A 23,252-nucleotide genomic window follows, 5' to 3' on the forward strand; every position below is an offset into this window, starting at 1 on the left:
ACTTCTTTTCATATCCATCCCTTTTCTTCCGCAATTGTAATTGCCTCAATTCTATTTTTCGCATCAAGCTTCGTTAATACTTCAGAAATATAATTACGTACTGTACCTGGCGAAAGATAAAGTGCCTTTGCGATTTCATTTGCCGTCTTTCCCTCTTTCGCAAGTAGCAATACTTCTTTTTCACGATCTGATAACGGATTTTGCTCCTGCCATAAGCCGAACATTAAATCTTGAGAAATCTCTCGTTTACCTTTCATTACGTTGCGAATCGATGCAGCTAAATCCTCGCTTGGGCTATCTTTTAATAAATATCCGTGCACACCAGCTTTCATTGCTCGTTCAAAATATCCAGGACGCGCAAATGTCGTTAAAATCATTACCTTGCACGCTGAATTTTCTTTCTTTAACGTTTCCGCAACATCTAATCCACTTTGAATTGGCATTTCAATATCCATAATGCTTACATCAGGCTTTAACGATTCAATTAGTTTTAGCGCCTCTTCCCCGTTTGCAGCCTGCCCAATTACTTCAATATCATCTTCTAGATCGAGTAGGGCTCCTAACGCACCACGAAGCATTCGCTGATCTTCTGCAATAATAATTCGAATCATGCCTTCACCTCATCTTTTCCTGTTCTAATAACAACTGGAACTTTTACTGTTAATAGTGTTCCTGGATTAATCGTACCCAGTTCAACAAATCCATCAATAAGAGCGATTCGCTCCTTCATACCACGAATACCATTCCCATCGTGATTTTGATCCGCTAAACCAATTCCGTTATCTTCTACTGTCAAAATCAATTCACCTTGTAATTCTCGTACAGAAACTATGCACCGCGTCGCCTTACTATGCTTTACAACATTCGTAACAGCTTCACGTAAACACATTCCTAAAATATTTTGTTCAATGGGTGATAGCGAACTTGCACTCGTTTCTTGTTTGATCTCTAATTCAATATTAGCAGCTTGTAAGATCGCTTTTATTTGCTCAAGCTCTTCTTCTACCGTAATCATGCGCATATCAGAAATTAATTCCCTTAGCTGTTTTAAAGCAGTTCGGGATGTTTGTGTAATCTCCTTCGCTTCCGTACTTGCGCGCTCTGGATTTTTGACGATTAGCTTTTCAACAAGCTGACTTTTCAACGTAATAAGAGATAGCGTATGCCCGAGCGTGTCATGAAGATCCCTTGCAATACGCTGCCTCTCTTCACGTTTTACTAAGTCCTTAATTTGCTCATTCGCTTCGTTTAATTGATTTCTTAACATCTTTTTCTGGTTAAAATTGCGCATACCAAATGGTGTAAGAAGCATTAAAATAAACATCGGAACGATATTTACTAAACTTGTCGGTGTTAGTTGATTCATATTTATAAATACAAATATTCCAAGCATTACAACTAACAAACATAGTAATATCCGAAATACTTTCTTACTTGGTGCAAACCCCATTGCACTTGCTGTGAAAAAGCCAAAGAATATCATGAAGGGATTATAAAATAAAGCAAATAAAAGCGTAAGTATCATTTGAATACAAGCCCACAAAATGAACGTCTTCTGAACAAAATAAAGTTGACGGTATGTGATCATGAAAACTATCAACATACCGCTTCCTATTACAAGCTTCCATCCCGATACTTGTGTTAAATTATAAATTGGAAATAACAAATAAACGAGCCACATATACGGAAAGACTCCCATATGTTTCGGAAAAATCTCAATCCTCTTCTTCTCTGTCATTTATACCGCTTCCTGTCTTTTTCTTATATATATTGATACTACAACAAATATAAGGAAATAACCTCCTAGTACCGCGATATTTTCCCATCCAATTGATTTTCCAGCTACAATGTCCCACGCACCACTTCCGAAATGATATGTCGGTGTCCATTCACCAATTGTTCTCAATATTTTTGGAAATACTTCAATCGGCATCCATAGCCCACCAATTACAGCTAAGCTCATATTTAAAATATTCGCTAAGCCAGCAGCTGCATCAGCCTTCTTAATAGAACCTATTACTGTTCCTAATGCTAAAAATGGTGTTACCCCTAACAATAACCATAATCCAGCACCAATCCACTGCCCTACCGTTAACTCCACATGATTAATTAATATCCCTGCAATAAAGATAACTAATATTGAAAAAGCATTTACTACTGTTTGAGCAATGATCTTTGCTGTTAAATATGCACCTTCTGGAAGTGGCGTAATTTTTAAAAGATGTGTCCATCCCTGCCCTTTTTCTTGAGAAATTCTTACACCGAAACTAAACAACGCAGTCCCTACAATACTGAAAGTTGCCATTGAAATTAAATAATGCGCCTTCCATGCATCACCGTTTTGCGGTACTTGAATAACGTTTGTGAAAATGTAATAAAACATAACTGGCATTAATAATGAGAAAAAGATAAATAATTTATTACGGAATGTACGTAAAATTTCTATTTTGCATTGCATCCATAGTGCTTTCATGCTATTTCTCCCTTCTGATTTGCGACAAACTGTTCAAATGCTTCATCAAGCCTTCCACGTTCAACGGAAACGTCTGTTACAGGTAAATTCTTTTTATAAATTGCTTGTAAAGTTGCATCGGTATCCTCAGTTGTTAAGATGAAACGCCCTTCATTTGACTGTACTTCTGTTACATTCGGCAACTCCTTTAGTACACTCTTAGGAATTTTTTCTTTCGAATAAAACGAAATCGTTTTTCGAGAAATCGTTGCTTTCATCTCATCTGGTGTACCGTCTGCGATAATCTTTCCATTCGCAAACAGTAAAATACGATTTGCCAATACATCTGCTTCTTCTAAATAGTGCGTCGTTAAAATAATTGTTTTCCCTTCACTTGCTAACTTTCGAATCGTTTCCCAAAACGTTCTTCGAGACGTAATATCCATTCCAACTGTCGGCTCATCTAAAAATAACAAGTCTGGATTTCCTGCAAGTGCGAGTGCAAAGTTTAACCTTCTCTTTTGACCTCCTGATAATTTCTCACATCTTTGCTTTCGCTCCGATTCTAAATTTGATAACTGTAGTAACGTTTCTTTCGCTACCGGATTCGTATAATAGCTACGGAATAACTCAATTGCTTCTTCCACTGTAATGCTATCAATGACACTTACTTCTTGTAACATCGCACCGAGGCTATTACGAACATCTCTATGCTTTGGACTCTTTCCGAATATAGAAACCGTTCCTTCCGTTGGATCCTTTAATCCAAGCATCATCGACATCGTCGTCGTTTTCCCTGCACCATTCGGTCCAAGCAATGCTACGATTTCTCCTTTATTCACATGAAATGAAACGTTATTTACTGCTTTTTTATGTTTAAATGTTTTAGAAACACTATTTACTTCAATAATCTTTTCCATCTCTCCACCCCCGCTGTTTCTTATATTTACATTGTATTCCTTGGAAAACTTAGGAAACAGTATGATGCGTCATGACATCGATATGACAATTGTCATGTATTCTTTATGAGAGGAATCAATCCACCATACTGCAAGCGAGTAGCAGGACGAAAATAAACATGATACAATCGGGTAAGATATATATTCGAGGAAGGACAGTGGTTTTCATGATTATTCGTAATGAACAAGATTTAGAAGGCTTACGAAAAATCGGCCGCATCGTTGCGCTTGCACGTGAAGAAATGAAAAAAGAAGCGAAGCCAGGTATGACAACGAAAGAGCTTGATTTGATTGGCAAAAAAGTATTAGATGAGCATGGTGCTATTTCTGCGCCTGAAAAAGAATATGATTTCCCTGGCGTAACTTGCATCAGTGTAAATGAAGAAGTTGCTCACGGTATTCCAGGTGATCGTGTATTAAAAGAAGGCGACCTTGTAAATGTCGACGTATCTGCAGCACTTGATGGTTATTATGCAGATACAGGTATTTCATTTGTACTTGGAGAAGATGAAGCAAAAGAAAAGCTTTGCCAAGCAGCTGTTGATGCCTTTTGGGCAGCAATGAAAAAGGTGAAAGCTGGTTCAAAACAAAACCAAATTGGTCGTGCCGTTTCAAACTTTGCACATAAAAATGGATACAATGTTATTCAAAATTTAACTGGTCACGGTATTGGTCTTAGCTTACATGAAGCACCAAACCACATTTTAAGCTATTTTGATCCAATGGATAATGCGCTTCTAAAAGACGGTCTTGTTATCGCTGTAGAGCCATTCATTTCTATGAAAGCTGATCACATTATCGAACGTGGCGATGATGGTTGGACATTCGTTACACCTGATAAAAGCCTTGTTGCACAATGTGAACATACAGTTGTCGTAACACGCGGCGAACCGATTATTTTAACAGAAGTATAAAAAAGAACCGCTTCTTAGTAGGAAGCGGTTCTTTTTTAGGCTGTAGAAAAGATTTTCTCCACAGCCTGAAAAAGGACGATACATAAAGTATCGTCCTTTTAACGGGGTGAGGCTGTCCAAAAGTACGGAAAACCTTTGAACAGCCTCGTATTTTCATATGGATGCCTTACATATATCACTGATAATAAGTATGAAATGCGGAAACATATTTATCATCACATGATTCAAACATGAGAAAAGAAACCCTACAGTGGATTCTTTTCTCTACATAATCTAAAGTTTGGGTACACTAGATTCATGCAATGTAGGAGCTTTCCAAGCAGAAAGCGAACCTTCATTTAAAATGATAGCATACATGTCTCCATCAAAAATATGCAAATATGCATACACTATTTTTTATTTCTCAATGTCAGAATATTGAAAATTAATAAGGGTAAAGGTAAAATGAAGTCGTTATCCGTCTTCTTTTGTCAGTCAGAGAGAATAGAAGAATAGGAGAGGAAAAAATGAAAAAATCTTTGAAACAAAAAATAGTAAGCTCTTTGCTTGCTGTATCACTCGCTGTTAGCATAGCTCCAGTCGGACAAGCCAAAGCTGATTCCACGTCAGAAATCACACAAACTTCACCTATCACAAAACAAGTTGATGCAAGCCGCGCTATCGAACACATCCGTTTCTTATCCGAAACAATTGGTCCTCGCCCTGGTGGAACAAAATCAGAAGAATGGGCTTCTCGCTACGTTGGTATGCAGCTTAAATCAATAGGCTATGAGGTAGAATATCAACCATTTCAAGTACCCGATCAATACGTTGGATTTATAGAATCACCATTATCCACAAAGCGTAATTGGCAAGCTGGTGCTGCTCCTAACGCACTAATTTCTACAGAAGCTGTTACAGCCCCTCTTATCTTTGTTCAAGGTGGAACAAAATTAGAGGATATCCCAAATGAAGTAAACGGAAAAATTGTTCTATTTGAAAGAGGAACAACAGTTGCTGACTATAATAAACAAGTTGAAAATGCTGTTAGTAAAGGAGCAAAAGGAGTTCTTTTATACAGTTTAATTGGCGGACGCGGAAATTATGGACAAACCTTCAATCCTCGCCTAACGAAAAAGCAATCTATCCCTGTCTTTGGTCTTGCTTATGCGCAAGGAAATGCATTTAAAGAAGAAATCGCTAAAAAAGGAACAACAATTCTTTCCCTAAAAGCGAGACATGAATCTAATTTAACATCATTAAACGTCATCGCTAAAAAGAAACCAAAAAACAGTATAGGTAATGAAAAAGCTGTCGTTGTAAGTTCACACTACGATAGTGTCGTTGGAGCACCTGGAGCAAATGATAATGCTTCTGGTACAGGATTAGTATTAGAATTAGCTCGTGCTTTTCAAAATGTAGAAACTGATAAAGAAATTCGTTTTATTGCTTTCGGTTCTGAAGAGACTGGCTTACTTGGCTCCGATTATTACGTTAATAGTTTATCCCAAAAAGAACGCGATCGAATTTTAGGTGTCTTTAACGCAGACATGGTCGCAACAAATTACGATAAAGCAAAGAATTTATATGCTATGACGCCTAACGGTTCTCCAAACCTTGTAACAGATGCAGCCTTGCAAGCAGGTAAACAGTTAAATAATGACCTTGTACTGCAAGGAAAATTCGGCTCTAGTGATCACGTACCATTTGCTGAAGTTGGGATTCCTGCCGCTCTATTTATTTGGATGGGTGTCGATAGTTGGAATCCATTAATCTATCATATCGAAAAGGTATATCACACACCTCAAGATAACGTATTAGAAAACATTTCGCTAGAACGTATGAAAATGGCATTAGAGGTCATTGGTACTGGTGTCTATAACAGCCTTCATTCCACCGTAAAAACAGGACAAAAAGCCGCTTAATACTATTTTCAAGCCACCGATTAATCGGTGGCTGTTTATTGAGAAAAAAATAAATATGCATAAAAGCATATTTATTACATGGTATTATGCTGTATAATTTAAATCGTAATATATAAATAAAATACATAAACTTTATAGCATTACGTAGAATAAAAATTGTAATAATATTGATTACACCTAATGAGAATATTTTTCAATTACAAAAAGGTTGCTCTTGCAGTTTTGTCAACTTGAACTGCAGAAACTAATGCTTTCATTCCTAAAATAAACATGGCAGCAGCTATTCAAGAACAAAACTTTACAAAATGCTATTTCTAAATTAGCCATAAAAATGGCTATGCATTTATCCAAAACTTAATGAAACATGGCATTGAGCTTAAATTACATGAGATACCCTGCTCTAAGTTTATGGTCCAATTATAATAGGCTTCTTAAAAACGGTCTTGTTATCGCTTTAGAGCCGCTGATTGGGTCCACCTTAAAATTGTTCTCTTTTTTCTATAAAAAAACCCTTCAGGCTGCATTCTTCCCTTCACTTTATCGTGAAGTGTTTTTGAATACTTACCTAAAGGGAGCAATATCAATAGTAATTTTTTAACTTGTCAGCTACTTAGATTACAGTGTAATTAATAATCTAAAGCTTTTTTATTATTTAATTCGCTGACGAGTGAGTAGGATTCCGCCTAAAAGGAACAATACCATACCTCCAAGAATTGAACTCATTTCTGCTGATGTTCCTCCTGTGTTAGGAAGTAAGGTTTGCTTATCATTTTCTGTAGTAGGTGGAACTTTTGAATCGCTATTGTTATTTGTGTTTGTACTTGGATCTTTTGGATCTTTTGGATCTGTACTTGGATCTTTCGGATCTGTACTTGGATCTTTTGGATCTGTACTTGGATCTTTCGGATCTGTACTTGGATCTTTCGGATCTGTACTTGGATCTTTCGGATCTGTACTTGGATCTTTCGGATCTGTACTTGGATCTTTTGGATCGTCCTTGATTTTTGTATTTGTGATGTCATAACCATTTACTTCGGACTTGTATCCCGCTACTGGTTGTTCTTTCACTTCATACTTATATGCTACTCCATTTGCATCGTATACTCGTAGTTTTTCGAACGTGTACTTCCATTTTGTTGCCACACTTACTTCTTTCGTGTCAATAACTTTTCCATTTTGTAATAAGTCTACTTTGATGGATAGCGGACGATCTATTGCATTGTTATCATCCCAGACTTTCTTACCACTTACTTCTGTTTTGTCTGTATTTTTGTATGTGTTCGTAATTGTCGTTCCGTCTACTTTTGTCTCGTAGCCGTCTACTTTCACTTCACTTACTGTGTACTTGATTTCATTGCCTTTTTCATCATACTTCGGTAGATCTTTGAAGTCGAAACTCCAGTTACCATCCTTATCAGCCTTCACTTCTTTTGTTTGGAACTCAGTTCCATTTTGAAGTAACTTTACTGTGATGCTTCCTGGACGTGTGTTGAACTTGTTGTTGTAGTCTTCCCAGACTTTCTTACCATTTACTTCTGTTTTGTCTGTATTTTTGTATGTGTTCGTAATTGTCGTTCCGTCTACTTTTGTCTCGTAGCCGTCTACTTTCACTTCACTTACTGTATATTGGATTTCGTTTCCTTCTCCATCATACTTCGGTAAATCTTTGAAGCTGAAGTTCCAGTTGCCTTTTTCATCAGCTTTCACTGTCTTGTCTTGTACTACTTTATCACCTTGAAGCAATTGTACTGTGATACTTTCTGGACGTGTGTTGAACTTATTGTTGTAGTCTTCCCAGACTTTCTTACCACTTACTTCTGTTTTGTCTGTATTTTTGTATGTGTTCGTAATTGTCGTTCCGTCTACTTTTGTCTCGTAGCCGTCTACTTTCACTTCACTTACTGTGTACTTGATTTCATTGCCTTTTTCATCATACTTCGGTAGATCTTTGAAGTCGAAACTCCAGTTACCATCCTTATCAGCCTTCACTTCTTTTGTTTGGAACTCAGTTCCATTTTGAAGTAACTTTACTGTGATGCTTCCTGGACGTGTGTTGAACTTGTTGTTGTAGTCTTCCCAGACTTTCTTACCATTTACTTCTGTTTTGTCTGTATTTTTGTATGTGTTCGTAATTGTCGTTCCGTCTACTTTTGTCTCGTAGCCGTCTACTTTCACTTCACTTACTGTATATTGGATTTCGTTTCCTTCTCCATCATACTTCGGTAAATCTTTGAAGCTGAAGTTCCAGTTGCCTTCTTTATCTGCTTTTACTTCTTCTGTTTTAAATTCTGTTCCATTTTGAAGCAGTTGTACTTTGATGCTTCCTGGACGTGTGTTGAACTTATTGTTGTAGTCTTCCCAGACTTTCTTACCATTTACTTCTGTTTTGTCTGTATTTTTGTATGTGTTCGTAATTGTCGTTCCGTCTACTTTTGTCTCGTAGCCGTCTACTTTCACTTCACTTACTGTATATTGGATTTCGTTTCCTTCTCCATCATACTTCGGTAAATCTTTGAAGCTGAAGTTCCAGTTGCCTTCTTTATCTGCTTTTACTTCTTCTGTTTTAAATTCTGTTCCATTTTGAAGCAGTTGTACTTTGATGCTTCCTGGACGTGTGTTGAACTTATTGTTGTAGTCTTCCCAGACTTTCTTACCACTTACTTCGGTTTTGTCTGTATTTTTGTATGTGTTCGTAATTGTCGTTCCGTCTACTTTTGTCTCGTAGCCGTCTACTTTCACTTCACTTACTGTGTACTTGATTTCATTGCCTTTTTCATCATACTTCGGTAGATCTTTGAAGTCGAAACTCCAGTTACCATCCTTATCAGCCTTCACTTCTTTTGTTTGGAACTCAGTTCCATTTTGAAGTAACTTTACTGTGATGCTTCCTGGACGTGTGTTGAACTTGTTGTTGTAGTCTTCCCAGACTTTCTTACCATTTACTTCTGTTTTGTCTGTATTTTTGTATGTGTTCGTAATTGTCGTTCCGTCTACTTTTGTCTCGTAGCCGTCTACTTTCACTTCACTTACTGTATATTGGATTTCGTTTCCTTCTCCATCATACTTCGGTAAATCTTTGAAGCTGAAGTTCCAGTTGCCTTCTTTATCTGCTTTTACTTCTTCTGTTTTAAATTCTGTTCCATTTTGAAGCAGTTGTACTTTGATGCTTCCTGGACGTGTGTTGAACTTATTGTTGTAGTCTTCCCAGACTTTCTTACCATTTACTTCTGTTTTGTCTGTATTTTTGTATGTGTTCGTAATTGTCGTTCCGTCTACTTTTGTCTCGTAGCCGTCTACTTTCACTTCACTTACTGTATATTGGATTTCGTTTCCTTCTCCATCATACTTCGGTAAATCTTTGAAGCTGAAGTTCCAGTTGCCTTCTTTATCTGCTTTTACTTCTTCTGTTTTAAATTCTGTTCCATTTTGAAGCAGTTGTACTTTGATGCTTCCTGGACGTGTGTTGAACTTATTGTTGTAGTCTTCCCAGACTTTCTTACCACTTACTTCGGTTTTGTCTGTATTTTTGTATGTGTTCGTAATTGTCGTTCCGTCTACTTTTGTCTCGTAGCCGTCTACTTTCACTTCACTTACTGTGTACTTGATTTCATTTCCTTGTCCATCATACTTCGGTAGATCTTTGAAGCTGAAGTTCCAGTTGCCTTTTTCATCAGCTTTCACTGTCTTGTCTTGTACTACTTTATCACCTTGAAGCAATTGTACTGTGATACTTTCTGGACGTGTGTTGAACTTATTGTTGTAGTCTTCCCAGACTTTCTTACCACTTACTTCGGTTTTGTCTGTATTTTTGTATGTGTTCGTAATTGTCGTTCCGTCTACTTTTGTCTCGTAGCCGTCTACTTTCACTTCACTTACTGTGTACTTGATTTCATTTCCTTGTCCATCATACTTCGGTAGATCTTTGAAGCTGAAGTTCCAGTTGCCTTTTTCATCAGCTTTCACTGTCTTGTCTTGTACTACTTTATCACCTTGAAGCAATTGTACTGTGATACTTTCTGGACGTGTGTTGAACTTATTGTTGTAGTCTTCCCAGACTTTCTTACCACTTACTTCGGTTTTGTCTGTATTTTTGTATGTGTTCGTAATTGTCGTTCCGTCTACTTTTGTCTCGTAGCCGTCTACTTTCACTTCACTTACTGTGTACTTGATTTCATTTCCTTGTCCATCATACTTCGGTAGATCTTTGAAGCTGAAGTTCCAGTTGCCTTTTTCATCAGCTTTCACTGTCTTGTCTTGTACTACTTTGTCACCTTGAAGCAATTGTACTGTGATACTTTCTGGACGTGTGTTGAACTTATTGTTGTAGTCTTCCCAGACTTTCTTACCACTTACTTCGGTTTTGTCTGTATTTTTGTATGTGTTCGTAATTGTCGTTCCGTCTACTTTTGTCTCGTAGCCGTCTACTTTCACTTCACTTACTGTGTACTTGATTTCATTTCCTTGTCCATCATACTTCGGTAGATCTTTGAAGCTGAAGTTCCAGTTGCCTTTTTCATCAGCTTTCACTGTCTTGTCTTGTACTACTTTATCACCTTGAAGCAATTGTACTGTGATACTTTCTGGACGTGTGTTGAACTTATTGTTGTAGTCTTCCCAGACTTTCTTACCACTTACTTCGGTTTTGTCTGTATTTTTGTATGTGTTCGTAATTGTCGTTCCGTCTACTTTTGTCTCGTAGCCGTCTACTTTCACTTCACTTACTGTGTACTTGATTTCATTTCCTTGTCCATCATACTTCGGTAGATCTTTGAAGCTGAAGTTCCAGTTGCCTTTTTCATCAGCTTTCACTGTCTTGTCTTGTACTACTTTGTCACCTTGAAGCAATTGTACTGTGATACTTTCTGGACGTGTGTTGAACTTATTGTTGTAGTCTTCCCAGACTTTCTTACCACTTACTTCGGTTTTGTCTGTATTTTTGTATGTGTTCGTAATTGTCGTTCCGTCTACTTTTGTCTCGTAGCCGTCTACTTTCACTTCACTTACTGTGTACTTGATTTCATTTCCTTGTCCATCATACTTCGGTAGATCTTTGAAGCTGAAGTTCCAGTTGCCTTTTTCATCAGCTTTCACTGTCTTGTCTTGTACTACTTTGTCACCTTGAAGCAATTGTACTGTGATACTTTCTGGACGTGTGTTGAACTTATTGTTGTAGTCTTCCCAGACTTTCTTACCACTTACTTCGGTTTTGTCTGTATTTTTGTATGTGTTCGTAATTGTCGTTCCGTCTACTTTTGTCTCGTAGCCGTCTACTTTCACTTCACTTACTGTGTACTTGATTTCATTTCCTTGTCCATCATACTTCGGTAGATCTTTGAAGCTGAAGTTCCAGTTGCCTTTTTCATCAGCTTTCACTGTCTTGTCTTGTACTACTTTATCACCTTGAAGCAATTGTACTGTGATACTTTCTGGACGTGTGTTGAACTTATTGTTGTAGTCTTCCCATTTCTTTGTTCCCGAAATGTTTGTCGTTTGTACTACTTTTGTATTTGTAATGTCATAACCTTCTACTTTGGATTCATATCCTAGTACCGGTTGTTCTTCCACTTTATACTCGTATGCTGCTCCATTTTTATCGAACACTGCTAACTCTTTGAATTCATACTTCCAATCTTTTTCTGCTGTTACTTCTTTCGTATCTACTACTTCACCATTTTGTAGTAAGTCTACTTTGATTGTCGTTGGTCGATCTGTTGCGTTATTATCATTCCACTTTTTAGTTCCTGAAACTGATGTAGTCTTATTACCTTCAGCGCCGCCTCCGGATATTATATTTTCAACTGTGCGACTATCCGAATCGGAAATTTGTTCCCCGTCTTTAACTTGGTATTTAATCGTATACTTATTCTCAAGTTCCTTTTGGCCCTTTCCGCTCTCAGTTATGTTAGCTTTATAGCCAATTGTAACTGTGTTACCACTTGCTTTAGCCTTATCAATCTCAACGTCAAAAGAGGTTTCGTCACTATTAAAATGAATCTTTCCATAACCTTCAGCTATGAACTTTTCTAATGATAAAGTTTTACGGTCTTCGTGCTTACCATTATCATAATCAAAATAGAAGCTATCCTTATTAAGCGTTTGGCCTCCCTGTAAGGTATCAGTCAAATTAATATTATTACTTAAGACTTCTTTGTTATAATTTACAATTAAATACCAGTTCACTTCATTAGTGTTTCCTGGTCGGATCTCACCGGCTTTGTAGGAAAAGGGACCATTTCCAGGATCTGTACCACCACTGCTCGGACCAGTAACCGTGACAGATTGCTTATCTAAAATTGTACCTAAATTTGTTTCAACTTTTTGCTCTTTATCTTCTTCCATATAAGTGGATTGAACTGTAAAATAAAAATGTCCCTTAATATTAGTCTCTGTTTCTACCTTTTCATTAAATGTACATACCACAGTACCTGCATTTATTTCACAAGTACCATAAGTAATTTTATTAGGATTTAACAACTGAATCGTATCCCTAAATCCTTCTAATTCTGGAGGTAGTGTTAACGTTAGTGTGTCTCCAGGCTTTATCTTATTTCCAGGTTTCTCACTAAAATTCACTGTTATTCCCATTCGTTCAAAGTAATTTAATTTTTCTTTATTGAACGTAAAGCTATCTACAATCCCTGTGGTATTTAATTCTTGTGCATTAGCCACTATAGGCAAAAGACTCTGACCTATAGTAAATATAAAAATCATTATAATCGAAAAAATCGAAGTAATTCTCTTCAAATACATACTCTATGTTAGCCTCCCCATAATTTAAAATATAAATAGTTTCTGGTACAAACATGTTATGTCGAAAATTCTATTATCCAACCATTTTACCTACGTATTTTTGATAGTTATTATGATTTCTCTTCCCCCTTCACTACTACTTAACAACTTGAAACTTGATTTTTTATAAGTGTATCTAACATTTTCAACACGCCTACAATTATGTACTTTTGACCTATATTTTTTAATAGGAACATAGATAAACCTTAATAAGGAAGTTTAAATAATAAATACATATAGACGACAGATACTGGAATACATTTAAAATCAGAAAAAAATGATTTAAAACGCATTCCAGACGAAACTCATGACAACCAGTCTTCTTTTTGTGCCTTAGGAATTATAAAATGATTATTCTACGTGTAAAAGATTTTAGTGCGGGCAAATATAGACTAACTACTTCACAGCAAATATGCATCCTATCAACTTCCATACTTATCGTTCTGAAAAAAGAACGAAAATTACGGATTATAGTCGCATTCAGCATACCAGCAAAAAAGCTTATAAATGTGGAACGAGTTATAAAATACTCATATTTTACAGAATATCATTAGAAGATAAGCTTTCTGCCATCATAAGTACGGCTGATAATGTCCATGTATTAAAACATTTGATATTTAGTTAAATACCGAAATAAGTTGATGCAAAAAACATTTTAATATCAGCGTTATATAATTAAAATATTACGGACGAAGTATTGTTTGTCTATGAAGATAAAAGAAATATTCTCCAAATCTGAATAAAGTGGAACAAGTTTGGGGGTAAATAAAAACGATTGTGATTTTCAACTGATTTCATGTAAATTTTGCAGAAATACGGGAATCAGTCTTTTCATTTTTGGAGTATATAACTGGGTGTCAGGAAAAAGGGTTTCTCCTGATAGATCTGATTCTAGATCTATGTCAAAAAATTAAAATAAACCTACATATTATCTATCCGCTAGGAACTTTTAATTTCTTTACGAATAATAAAATATTTATATGTACTTATATACATTTATGTATTAATATATATATATAAGTGGTGTTGAATCAAAAATAAGAGGTGTATATCTCCTCATTATTTTTATCTAATCTAAAAAACAAGTTGATTAGCACCAAATCCCTAACTCTTTAAATAAATAAGAAGTTTTGAGGATTACCTACTCAGTTGTTAGGTAGTTATAAATGTAAGTACACTTACCTTAATTGTAATAACATTATTTAAAGCAATTACAACATTTCCTATTAGCATTTCATTAATAAATAGTACAGATATGCTTTTTTTCGTAATTCCCCCAAAAAACAACAAATTTTTTCCATAGTCTATTATTCTAGAATTGTTACCAAAAATCAATAGTTAATTGTTGTTCCCCCATTTTTACTTCATTATTATAAGGCACCTTTAGGTTAACCGATTATCCTATTTTACATATCATATTTTGGCTAAGATTGACCACCCTCATAGAATTCTCCTTAATTTATAAAACATTATATATGTATGTTTTTCAGAAAAGCCTACCTTTCTTTTAAAAGTAATAACATCTATATCCTCATTAAAAATATGCAAATAATTCACTTTTCTATTTCTCAATATAAATTAATTAAAATAAAAAAACATATAATTAAGTCTTTATCTATCTTGTGTTGTCAGTCCAAAAGAAAAAATAATTAGTTATATTAAAAATAACTCACTTTAAAGTGGTGACATTTTATTGAGAAAATACATATATGCATAAAAGCATATTTCCTCCTACTCATTATCGTATACAATATTAACTGTAACAAAAATGATTACAACAATTAAGGAGGCTTTTCTACTATGAAAAAAATAATTTTAGCCGGTGCATTAACTTTAGCAGGAATTACTGGTGCTACCGCGTTTATTCCTGAAACAAAGGCCGCTGCCGCTACTCAAGAACAAAGCTTTACAAAATTTTATTCTTTGCAAACTGGAAGTAGTTCTGAACAAGAACCTGTTTTCCTTCAAAAGGGACAAGAGTTAACAATTCAACCTAACAGCAAAACCCCTAGTTATAGTGTTTATGACTCAAATCATAACCTTATTGGACGTTATTCTGATGGCTACGGTCGAATTTTCACTGCAAAAGCAGATGGGAATATGTACGTTCAATTTCATGCACCTTATGTTTACTATAGTCCTGTTAGCTTTTCGGTTACGTATACAATCCGATAAAATAAAGGGCCCTTCCCAAGGGCCTTTATTTTGTTTCCCAATTCACTTTTACAAAACCATCTTTCACCATTAAACCACTTATACTAAATACATACTTTTCATTCGCTTTCAATGTAGCTTTAAAAGTACCTTTTTTTGATTCACAGATTTCTTTTAACTCCCTTATACCTTCTCCTTCTCCTTTCCTTTCATACAAGCTAAAGCATAAATTCCCACGTTTTGCATCCGTCTCATAAGAAAATGTTACTTCTGTATCTTTTGCATACTCAAATTCAATTTCCTTCCCAGCAATATCCCATGATGAAAATTTTGCCTCGTAACTTGTTTCCCCTTGCTTCTCATTTTCTAAATATATATCTCCTGCTCTCCACGCATCATCTAACGTTTGTGCAAAAGTAAAACCACTAAGTAATACAAACATTGTACTTGCCAATATCGCAACTAATGTTACCTTCTGTTTTTTAACAAAATTCATCTTATATTCTCCTTCAACTTTCTTTTTACTTCTTCTTACCATATATAATAAAAATCCAATAAAGAATGGCAATATAACCGCTAAAACACTCCACCCTTTACTCATTTGGTGTGCTTTCGCATCTGTATATACCCATGATGCAACACATATTAACAGTGCTATAAAAGCTAAAAGCATTGTCACTCCAGCTACTTCAAATATTACAAACGGGTTAGCGAACTCTATCATGTAATTTATACTCCTTCTTTAAAAACGAATGTATTACAACATATATCGGAATGTATAGGTGCATCATAATAACTATCGTTATAATGACAGATATTTTATGCTCCAAATGACTAACAAACTGCTCTAGGGTGACTGTTAATACAATCATCCAAATAGCATGAATGAAAACAACCCATCTCTTCTCTAATTTCCGAGCATTTCGCATGCCCTGCTTCGTATTATTTATTAGCTCTTCGCTAGGAATCATCTCTTCCGCTAAACTACTTTTTATCTTTTGATCAAATTTGTCTTCCTTCATAAACGAACCCCTCCAAATGTTCTCGCATTTGCTTCTTCGCATAATTAAGGCGGTATTTCACCGTACCAATTGGTATATTTAATATTTCACTCATTTCTTTGTAAGAATATTGTTCATAGTAGTAGAGTACGAGCACTGTTTTATATTTTTCGTTTAATAACTGTATAACTTCTCGTATCATTTCTGCTTCGACTTTTTGAATAAATTCTTCTGATATATTCACATCATCTGCATGCTCAATTTCTCCGCCATCTTCTTTATGAAATAAATCCAATACACGATCTTTCCATCTTTTCTTTTTACGATAAAAATCATAAAACGTACGAATACAAATCGTAGTAATCCACTTTTTATAATTTTCCACGTAAGAAAGTTGGTGCCGCGATGAAAAAACTTTTATCCATGTCTCTTGAAAAATATCTTCCGCATCTTCTTTCGTTTTCGCTAACTTATAGCATAAGGAATATATTTGCTGCTTATATATGTCAATCAATTCTTCTACCTTTTCTTCCATCATAAACCTCCTGTCATTTATATAAGACGACGCAAATTCTCCTTTTGTTTGATAAAATTTTATTTTTTTATTATTTCCATACAAAAAGGCAATCACAACATCTTGTGATTGCCTTTTACTGAAAGCTAAAAATCGGCTCCGCTTTTCTCTATTGTCCAGCTCCAGCGGCTAGAATACTCGGTGGCTTCGCGCCTTCCTCCGAGGCAAAGTACGCCTCTCTGTCAGGAGCTCCATCCCCCTCCTATTCTGAACGAGCCGCTTCCGCTTTTCTTTATGTCTAGCTCTGCCTCCTAGCCCCTTCCGTCTAAGAACCTTCCCCACGAGAAGATAAAATGCATCTTCTGTGGGAAAGAACCTTAGCCTTCGGGACTAAACAGTCGGCTCCGCTTTTCTTAATTACATTTTTTCTGGCGCAGATACTCCTACGATTGCTAATGCGTTTTGAAGTGTAGTGCGTACTGCTTTCATTAACTCGTAGCGAGCTTTACTTAATTCTAAGTTATCTTGGTTTAATACTTTTTCTGCATTGTAGAAGCTGTGTAATGTTGCTGCTAATTCAAATGCATAGTTTGTAATACGGTGTGGTAAACGTTTTTGTGCTGCATCCGCAACTACTGCCGGGAATTCACCAAGTTTTTTCAGTAACTCTACTTCTTTCTCAGAAGTAACAAGTTTGTAGTTCACGTCTCCGCCTGTAGCTAATCCTAATTCTTCACCTTGACGAAGGATACTGCATACGCGAGCGTGAGCGTATTGTGCATAGTATACTGGGTTTTCGTTAGATTTTGATACAGCTAAGTCCATATCGAAGTCTAAATGAGAATCACCGCTACGCATTGCGAAGAAGTAACGCATTGCGTCCACACCTACTTCTTCCATAAGCTCACGAAGTGTAACTGCTTTACCTGTACGCTTACTCATTTTCATTTTTTCACCATTTTGATACAGTTGTACCATTTGGATGATTTCTACTTCAAGTGTTTCTTTATCGTAACCTAGCGCTTGAATAGCAGCTTTCATACGTGGAATGTAACCGTGGTGGTCAGCACCCCAAATGTTGATTAACTTATCGAAACCACGCTCTAATTTATCACGGTGATACGCGATATCTGGCGTTAAGTACGTGTAAGAACCGTCGTTTTTAATTAATACACGGTTTTTATCATCACCGTAAGTCATTGAGCGGAACCAAGTTGCACCGTCTTCTTCAAAAATCTCGTCACGCTCTTTTAATACAGCAAGAGCTTGATCGATTTTTCCGTTTTTGTATAATGATGTTTCTGAGAACCATACATCAAATTTAACACGGAAACTTTCTAAGTCTTTTTGAAGTTTTGCTAACTCATATTTTAAACCGTACTCACGATAGAATTCATAGCTTTCTTTTTCATCAGCTTTCGCATAACGATCGCCAAACTCTTCTGCTAAACGTTTACCAATTGCAATGATGTCCGCACCATGATATCCGTCTTCTGGCATTTCTTTCTCTAAGCCTAAAGCTTGCATGTAACGAGCTTCAACAGAAAGAGCTAAGTTATGGATTTGGTTACCAGCATCATTAATGTAGTACTCACGAGATACATCATATCCTGCTTTTGCTAATAAGTTACATAACGTGTCACCTACTGCTGCACCACGTGCATGTCCTAAGTGAAGGTCACCTGTTGGATTCGCAGATACGAACTCAACTTGTACTTTTTCACCTTTACCAGTATTCGTTTCACCGTAAGCTTCACCAGCATTAACGATCGTTGGGATTAAGTCTGTTAAGTAGCTATTATCCATGTAGAAGTTAATGAAACCAGGACCTGCGATTTCAATCTTTTCAATAGAAGCTTTTGCTTTATCGAAGTTTGCAACTAATTCTTCTGCAATCATACGAGGTGCTTTTTTCGCAACACGTGCAAGTTGCATTGCCATATTTGTAGAGAAGTCACCATTTGTTTTATCTTTTGGAGATTCTAATACTACATTTGGAATCTGTTCTTCTGTCGCTAATTCTGCCTTTAATACAGCAGCTTGAATTTCTTCTTTAATCAATCCTTTTACTTGTTCTAAAGAATTCATTATTTTGCCTCCTTCAAATTAATCGTAATTGTATATCTGCCAGCTTCTTGTTCACTTAGAAGCAATGCGTACGTTAAGAAGAGTTGTCCTTTTTTCTTTTCATCCGACCATTTAAAAAGAACGTTATCAGTCTTTGTTTGCAATGCAAACGTACCAAGTTCACTCGTATACGTACCAGTTGTCCATTCACCTTTCACATGCGTCTGACGCATCGAAACAGCACCTGAACGCATAATGAGAACTTGTTCATCTTGAATTTTAATAATTGTTTTCACTTCGCCTTGTTCGTTCGGCTCTTGGAATGTTACATATGTACCTTGACCTTTTACATAGTATTGACCATTTGCTTCAAAAGCAACGGTTTCCTTCCTCGCCCCTTCACGGATTTCTGTTACGAAATGAACGTGTACCGGCAAGCCTGCAAGTTGTTTCTCCACGTCTTGCACACCTTTCAAATGTTATAGATATTAAATACTACTTATAATAAATCACTTTTCCTATCATATCAAAAAAAACCTCTGTCTGTCTGCTGAAAAATCAGGAAAACTCCATTTCAAAATATAATTCACTTTCACTTTATTTCATATGATAAAATATTTCTTAAATCTAAATATTCTTTCTTTTAAAGAGGTGAATGAAGTGCTACCAACAAAATTGAAAAAAGGTGATGAAATTAGAGTGATTTCACCATCTTGTAGTTTAAGTATTGTCTCAACTGAAAACAGGAAGCTTGCTGTAAAAAGGTTAACCGAAATGGGCTTTCACGTTACATTTTCAACATATGCTGATGAGATAGACAGATTTGCTTCCTCTTCTATTTCTTCACGCGTTCAAGACCTTCACGAAGCATTTAGAGACCCGAATGTAAAAGCCATTTTGACGACACTTGGCGGATACAATTCTAATGGCTTATTAAAACATCTCGATTACGATTTAATTCGAGAAAACCCGAAATTTTTCTGTGGCTATTCGGATATCACTGCACTAAATAATGCAATTTACACTAAAACAGGACTTGTTACATATTCAGGCCCCCATTTCTCTTCATTTGGAATGGAGAAAGGGCTCGAGTATACAACAGATTACTTTTTAAAATGCGTAACTTCTAATGAGCCGATTGAAGTCCTACCATCTGAAACATGGAGTGATGATTCTTGGTACATTGATCAGGAAAATCGAGAGTTTATTAAGAATGAAGGATACGTTTCGATTCACGAAGGAGAAGCTACGGGAGATATTATCGGTGGTAATATGAGCACATTGAACTTACTGCAAGGTACACCATATATGCCAGACTTAAAGGATAAAATTTTATTTCTTGAAGAGGATAGTTTAACTGGGGGAGCTACTCTTAAAACTTTTGATCGATATTTACATTCTCTTATGCAGCAGCAAGATTTTGAACATGTAAAAGGCATCGTTATAGGAAAGATGCAAAAAGGCGCAGAATGTACGATAGAAGACGTGCAAGAAATGATTGCTTCAAAGCCTGAGCTTGCACATATCCCTATCATTGCAAACGCAAGTTTCGGTCATACAACCCCGATTTTCACTTTCCCAATTGGCGGACGTGCAACAATCATTTCTAACAAAGAAAAAACATCTATCACTATTTTAACGCACTAAAAAAGGAGCGAATGGGTCGCTCCTTTTATCGTTTTTCTATTTTCTCCAACGCTTTTTGCGGAATTGATTCTTTCGGGATTTCAGCCCATCCTTTTCCTTGCATACCTTTTGCATAAATTTTTATAAATGCCCCCGTATGCAATTCACGGTTCATCATTCTTTTAATAACCTGTAACTTTCCGTCTTCTGTATACCCTTTAAAAGTATACAAGTATTCTCCGTCTTTTTTCTCACCTTTATCTATAACCGCATAATAATCTTGTATTTCTTTATTTGAAAAGAAGTTGTCTACAAAAGCATGTACACCTTCTGTTTTTGTGTTCAAATAATACGCTGTTCCACCTAGAATGATGGCGAATACAACTAAAACTTTAATTACCAATTTCATACATGCGCCTCCTGTTTGCACTTCTTTTTCCCTAGTCATATATCTATACTTGTATTATACGAAAAATGGCATACTATACTCTATCTAAAAGTCTTACACTTTCCTTACATTATTGTAAGGCATTTTCACCTTATAGCAATTTCCCAAGAAAAAATTTTTCCGTTTCATACACTTTTATATTATTATTGAATGATACAAATTTTTATTACAAAAATCAAAGGAGACAGTTTTCAAATGGCTATCTTGCAAGGTTTAGCACTATTACTTGTTGTACTTTGTCTATTTACACTTTTTAGTTACCGTGCTCCTTACGGCATGAAAGCAATGGGTGCTTTAGCTAATGCAGCAATCGCAAGTTTTCTTATTGAAGCATTTCATCGTTATATAGGTGGAGAAATGTTTCATAATGACTTTTTACAATCAGTAGGAGAAGCTTCCGGTAGTATGAGCGGTGTCGCAGCAGCGATTTTAGTCGCATTAGCAATCGGTGTTTCCCCCGTATATGCTGTTTTAATCGGTATCGCTACTAGTGGATTTGGTATTTTACCAGGATTTTTCGCTGGATACGTTTGTGCCTTCGTCGTAAAATTTCTCGAAAAGAAATTACCGGCTGGTGTAGAGTTTTTAGCAATTTTATTTATCGCTGCACCAATCTCACGCGGAATGGCAATGCTTATGGATCCGCTCGTTAACGCAACACTTGGTAAAATTGGTTCTATGATTTCAGTTGCAACTACAGAAAGCCCTATTATCATGGGTATTATGCTTGGTGGATTAATAACAGTTATTTCTACCTCTCCACTGAGTTCTATGGCACTCACTGCAATGCTTGGATTAACAGGTTTACCAATGGCAATTGGTAGTCTTGCCGTAGCAGCCTCAGCCCCAATGAACTTTATTTTCTTTAAACGACTAAAGATTTGTTCAAAGAAAGACACAATTGCTGTAGCAATCGAGCCTTTAACACAAGCCGATGTTGTTTCAGCAAATCCAATTCCAATTTATGCGACAAACTTCGTTGGCGGTGCACTTGCTGGTATTATTACATCTCTGTTCCAGCTCGTTAATAATGCACCAGGAACAGCATCACCAATCCCAGGACTTCTTGTTTTATTCGGATTTAATGACGTTGTAAAAGTAACAATTGCTGCTATATTATGTGGAATCGTTACCACGATTGTTGGATACATCGGATCAATTGTGTTCCGTAAATATCCAATTCGCTCTGCTGATGACATTCGCGGCATTACTTCGGAAGAGAAGGTTGCATAAGAAAAAGAGCTATTCCCGTTGTTTGGGAATAGCTCTTTTTTGTGTGTTGCGTGATAGTAAATACAATTATATCAGCGGTTTTTCAATTATATCGGCGCAACTCGAATTATATCGGCGATTTTTTAAATATATCAGCGTAACTCGAATTATATCAGCGGTTTTTTAAATATATCGACTTACCGACACATAACGACAAAATAAGAGCCCCCTAATCATATAGAGGGCTCTTATTTTATCCAGCTACAGCGGATTCCGCTTTTATTTCACCCAACCGAGCAGCATTTCCCGCACGAATTTGCTTGCTGCGACTGGTGTTTGATCACTATGGTCGTAGACAGGAGCTACTTCTACTAAGTCTGCTCCAACTACATTTATATTTGAATTTGCAATTGCTACGATGGAATCTAATAATTCTTTAGATGTGATACCACCAGCTTCTAACGTTCCTGTTCCTGGAGCGTGAGCTGGGTCTAATACATCAATGTCGATTGTGACATAGACTGGGCGTCCTGCAAGTTTCGGTAATACTTCTTTTAACGGTTCTAATACGTCAAATTTATATAAGTTCATACCTACTTCTTTCGCCCATTCAAATTCTTCCTTCATTCCAGAACGAATTCCGAAAGAATATACGTTTTCCGGACCAATTAAATCACACACTTTACGAATTGGTGTAGAGTGGGATAAAGGCTCCCCTTCATACGATTCACGTAAATCAGTATGAGCATCCATATGGATGATTGCTAAATCCGGATATTTTTTTGCCATTGCCTTAAAAATTGGCCAAGACACTAAGTGCTCACCGCCGAGACCTAGTGGAAACTTATCGGCATCTAAAAGTTTTGATACATATTCTTCAATCATGTCTAAGCTGCGCTGTGCATTTCCGAATGGTAATGGGATATCACCCGCATCAAAATATTTTACCTCTTCTAGTTCACGATCTAAATACGGACTATATTCTTCAAGACCGATTGATACTTCACGAATACGTGCAGGGCCAAAACGAGATCCCGGACGGTAACTTACTGTCCAATCCATAGGCATCCCATAAATAACTACCTTCGACTCTTCAAAACTTGGATGACTTTTAATAAATACTTTACCTGAATAAGCTTCATCAAAACGCATATTCTTTTCCTCCTTATGTGGAACTTAAGGTATCCCAACCTTTCATTATTTCTCAAATTT

The 23,252-nt window shown here is 36.3% G+C and carries 17 protein-coding genes and 1 pseudogene; 6 read left to right on the forward strand and 12 right to left on the reverse strand.

The genetic code is table 11. From position 1 onward, the window contains the following. Positions 1 to 8 precede the first annotated feature (8 nt). The 4 genes from NST14_RS27215 to NST14_RS27230 are packed head-to-tail and all read right to left on the reverse strand — an operon-like array spanning position 9 to position 3,372. Entirely contained in the window at positions 9 to 611 is a 603-nt protein-coding gene (locus tag NST14_RS27215; protein WP_000619261.1) for a response regulator transcription factor, read from the reverse strand. After that, the gene (locus NST14_RS27220) at positions 608 to 1,738 is read right to left on the reverse strand and encodes a sensor histidine kinase (protein WP_229143198.1); all 1,131 of its coding nucleotides are present in this window, start codon (positions 1,736 to 1,738) and stop codon (positions 608 to 610) included. Before NST14_RS27220 ends, NST14_RS27215 begins: the two co-directional genes overlap by 4 nt. Further along, complete coding sequence (locus tag NST14_RS27225; protein WP_000646285.1) at positions 1,739 to 2,473, reverse strand: ABC transporter permease; 735 nt, start codon at positions 2,471 to 2,473, stop codon at positions 1,739 to 1,741. Continuing rightward, entirely contained in the window at positions 2,470 to 3,372 is a 903-nt protein-coding gene (locus tag NST14_RS27230) for an ABC transporter ATP-binding protein (RefSeq protein ID WP_000411152.1), read from the reverse strand. Before NST14_RS27230 ends, NST14_RS27225 begins: the two co-directional genes overlap by 4 nt. A 158-nt stretch (positions 3,373 to 3,530) precedes the next feature. On the opposite strand from NST14_RS27230, the gene map reads away from it, so the two are divergent. The 3 genes and pseudogenes from map to NST14_RS27245 all read left to right on the forward strand — a co-directional run. After that, entirely contained in the window at positions 3,531 to 4,325 is a 795-nt protein-coding gene (gene map, locus NST14_RS27235; protein WP_002081265.1) for a type I methionyl aminopeptidase, read from the forward strand. 506 nt (positions 4,326 to 4,831) lie between these two features. Continuing rightward, positions 4,832 to 6,229 (forward strand): M28 family metallopeptidase, encoded by a 1,398-nt coding sequence (locus NST14_RS27240; protein WP_229143200.1) that lies wholly within the window; start codon positions 4,832 to 4,834, stop codon positions 6,227 to 6,229. Between the two features lie 321 nt (positions 6,230 to 6,550). Further along, positions 6,551 to 6,698: pseudogene (locus tag NST14_RS27245) on the forward strand (type I methionyl aminopeptidase); the annotation flags it as partial. Positions 6,699 to 6,877: 179 nt separating this feature from the next. On the opposite strand, the gene NST14_RS27250 reads toward NST14_RS27245, so the two are convergent. After that, the gene (locus tag NST14_RS27250; protein ID WP_341119415.1) at positions 6,878 to 12,898 is read right to left on the reverse strand and encodes a Cna B-type domain-containing protein; all 6,021 of its coding nucleotides are present in this window, start codon (positions 12,896 to 12,898) and stop codon (positions 6,878 to 6,880) included. A 1,920-nt stretch (positions 12,899 to 14,818) separates the two neighbouring features. Between NST14_RS27250 and NST14_RS27255 the strand changes: the two genes are divergently transcribed. Beyond that, a complete protein-coding gene (locus tag NST14_RS27255) occupies positions 14,819 to 15,193 on the forward strand; it encodes a hypothetical protein (protein WP_061185268.1) in 375 nt (124 codons plus the stop codon). A gap of 25 nt (positions 15,194 to 15,218) precedes the next feature. Here the strand turns inward: NST14_RS27255 and NST14_RS27260 are convergent, their stop codons facing one another. The 5 genes from NST14_RS27260 to NST14_RS27280 form a co-directional block, all read right to left on the reverse strand. Beyond that, the gene (locus NST14_RS27260) at positions 15,219 to 15,896 is read right to left on the reverse strand and encodes a hypothetical protein (RefSeq protein ID WP_061131886.1); all 678 of its coding nucleotides are present in this window, start codon (positions 15,894 to 15,896) and stop codon (positions 15,219 to 15,221) included. Next, on the reverse strand, positions 15,880 to 16,194 hold the full coding sequence (locus NST14_RS27265; protein WP_061131887.1) for a hypothetical protein: 315 nt from the start codon (positions 16,192 to 16,194) through the stop codon (positions 15,880 to 15,882). Before NST14_RS27265 ends, NST14_RS27260 begins: the two co-directional genes overlap by 17 nt. Then, the gene (locus tag NST14_RS27270) at positions 16,175 to 16,708 is read right to left on the reverse strand and encodes an RNA polymerase sigma factor (protein ID WP_000391651.1); all 534 of its coding nucleotides are present in this window, start codon (positions 16,706 to 16,708) and stop codon (positions 16,175 to 16,177) included. Before NST14_RS27270 ends, NST14_RS27265 begins: the two co-directional genes overlap by 20 nt. Before the next feature lie 396 nt (positions 16,709 to 17,104). Beyond that, on the reverse strand, positions 17,105 to 18,775 hold the full coding sequence (gene argS, locus NST14_RS27275) for an arginine--tRNA ligase (RefSeq protein ID WP_001086449.1): 1,671 nt from the start codon (positions 18,773 to 18,775) through the stop codon (positions 17,105 to 17,107). After that, positions 18,775 to 19,212, reverse strand: coding sequence for a DUF1934 domain-containing protein (locus NST14_RS27280; RefSeq protein ID WP_000414867.1), 438 nt, complete (start codon positions 19,210 to 19,212; stop codon positions 18,775 to 18,777). The genes argS and NST14_RS27280 overlap by 1 nt, the downstream gene beginning before the upstream one ends. Positions 19,213 to 19,414: 202 nt before the next feature. Here NST14_RS27280 and NST14_RS27285 point away from each other — a divergent pair, with 202 nt between their 5' ends. Beyond that, a complete protein-coding gene (locus NST14_RS27285) occupies positions 19,415 to 20,401 on the forward strand; it encodes a S66 family peptidase (protein WP_229143360.1) in 987 nt (328 codons plus the stop codon). A gap of 25 nt (positions 20,402 to 20,426) precedes the next feature. On the opposite strand, the gene NST14_RS27290 is transcribed toward NST14_RS27285, so the two are convergent. After that, positions 20,427 to 20,789 carry a YxeA family protein gene (locus tag NST14_RS27290; protein ID WP_000779936.1) on the reverse strand — a complete coding sequence of 121 codons (363 nt, stop codon included), beginning with the start codon at positions 20,787 to 20,789 and terminating at the stop codon, positions 20,427 to 20,429. Between the two features lie 234 nt (positions 20,790 to 21,023). Here NST14_RS27290 and NST14_RS27295 point away from each other — a divergent pair, with 234 nt between their 5' ends. Further along, complete coding sequence (locus NST14_RS27295; protein WP_000996317.1) at positions 21,024 to 22,061, forward strand: PTS sugar transporter subunit IIC; 1,038 nt, start codon at positions 21,024 to 21,026, stop codon at positions 22,059 to 22,061. Between the two features lie 258 nt (positions 22,062 to 22,319). Here the strand turns inward: NST14_RS27295 and speB are convergent, their stop codons facing one another. Beyond that, entirely contained in the window at positions 22,320 to 23,192 is an 873-nt protein-coding gene (gene speB, locus NST14_RS27300; RefSeq protein WP_001209831.1) for an agmatinase, read from the reverse strand. Positions 23,193 to 23,252: the final 60 nt, after the last annotated feature.

Source organism: Bacillus sp. FSL W8-0519 (assembly GCF_038005585.1).
In the GTDB taxonomy this organism is placed as follows: Bacteria; Bacillota; Bacilli; order Bacillales; family Bacillaceae_G; genus Bacillus_A; species Bacillus_A paranthracis.

Excerpts from the sequence above, each read along its gene's own strand:
- NST14_RS27240 (WP_229143200.1), top strand. The coding sequence starts at position 4,832 with ATGAAAAAATCTTTGAAACAAAAAATAGTAAGCTCTTTGCTTGCTGTA.
- map (WP_002081265.1), top strand. The coding sequence starts at position 3,531 with ATGATACAATCGGGTAAGATATATATTCGAGGAAGGACAGTGGTTTTC.
- NST14_RS27260 (WP_061131886.1), bottom strand. The coding sequence starts at position 15,896 with ATGATAGAGTTCGCTAACCCGTTTGTAATATTTGAAGTAGCTGGAGTG.
- argS (WP_001086449.1), bottom strand. The coding sequence starts at position 18,775 with ATGAATTCTTTAGAACAAGTAAAAGGATTGATTAAAGAAGAAATTCAA.
- NST14_RS27290 (WP_000779936.1), bottom strand. The coding sequence starts at position 20,789 with ATGAAATTGGTAATTAAAGTTTTAGTTGTATTCGCCATCATTCTAGGT.
- NST14_RS27295 (WP_000996317.1), top strand. The coding sequence starts at position 21,024 with ATGGCTATCTTGCAAGGTTTAGCACTATTACTTGTTGTACTTTGTCTA.
- NST14_RS27225 (WP_000646285.1), bottom strand. The coding sequence starts at position 2,473 with ATGAAAGCACTATGGATGCAATGCAAAATAGAAATTTTACGTACATTC.
- speB (WP_001209831.1), bottom strand. The coding sequence starts at position 23,192 with ATGCGTTTTGATGAAGCTTATTCAGGTAAAGTATTTATTAAAAGTCAT.
- NST14_RS27215 (WP_000619261.1), bottom strand. The coding sequence starts at position 611 with ATGATTCGAATTATTATTGCAGAAGATCAGCGAATGCTTCGTGGTGCG.
- NST14_RS27230 (WP_000411152.1), bottom strand. The coding sequence starts at position 3,372 with ATGGAAAAGATTATTGAAGTAAATAGTGTTTCTAAAACATTTAAACAT.
- NST14_RS27255 (WP_061185268.1), top strand. The coding sequence starts at position 14,819 with ATGAAAAAAATAATTTTAGCCGGTGCATTAACTTTAGCAGGAATTACT.
- NST14_RS27265 (WP_061131887.1), bottom strand. The coding sequence starts at position 16,194 with ATGAAGGAAGACAAATTTGATCAAAAGATAAAAAGTAGTTTAGCGGAA.
- NST14_RS27270 (WP_000391651.1), bottom strand. The coding sequence starts at position 16,708 with ATGGAAGAAAAGGTAGAAGAATTGATTGACATATATAAGCAGCAAATA.
- NST14_RS27220 (WP_229143198.1), bottom strand. The coding sequence starts at position 1,738 with ATGACAGAGAAGAAGAGGATTGAGATTTTTCCGAAACATATGGGAGTC.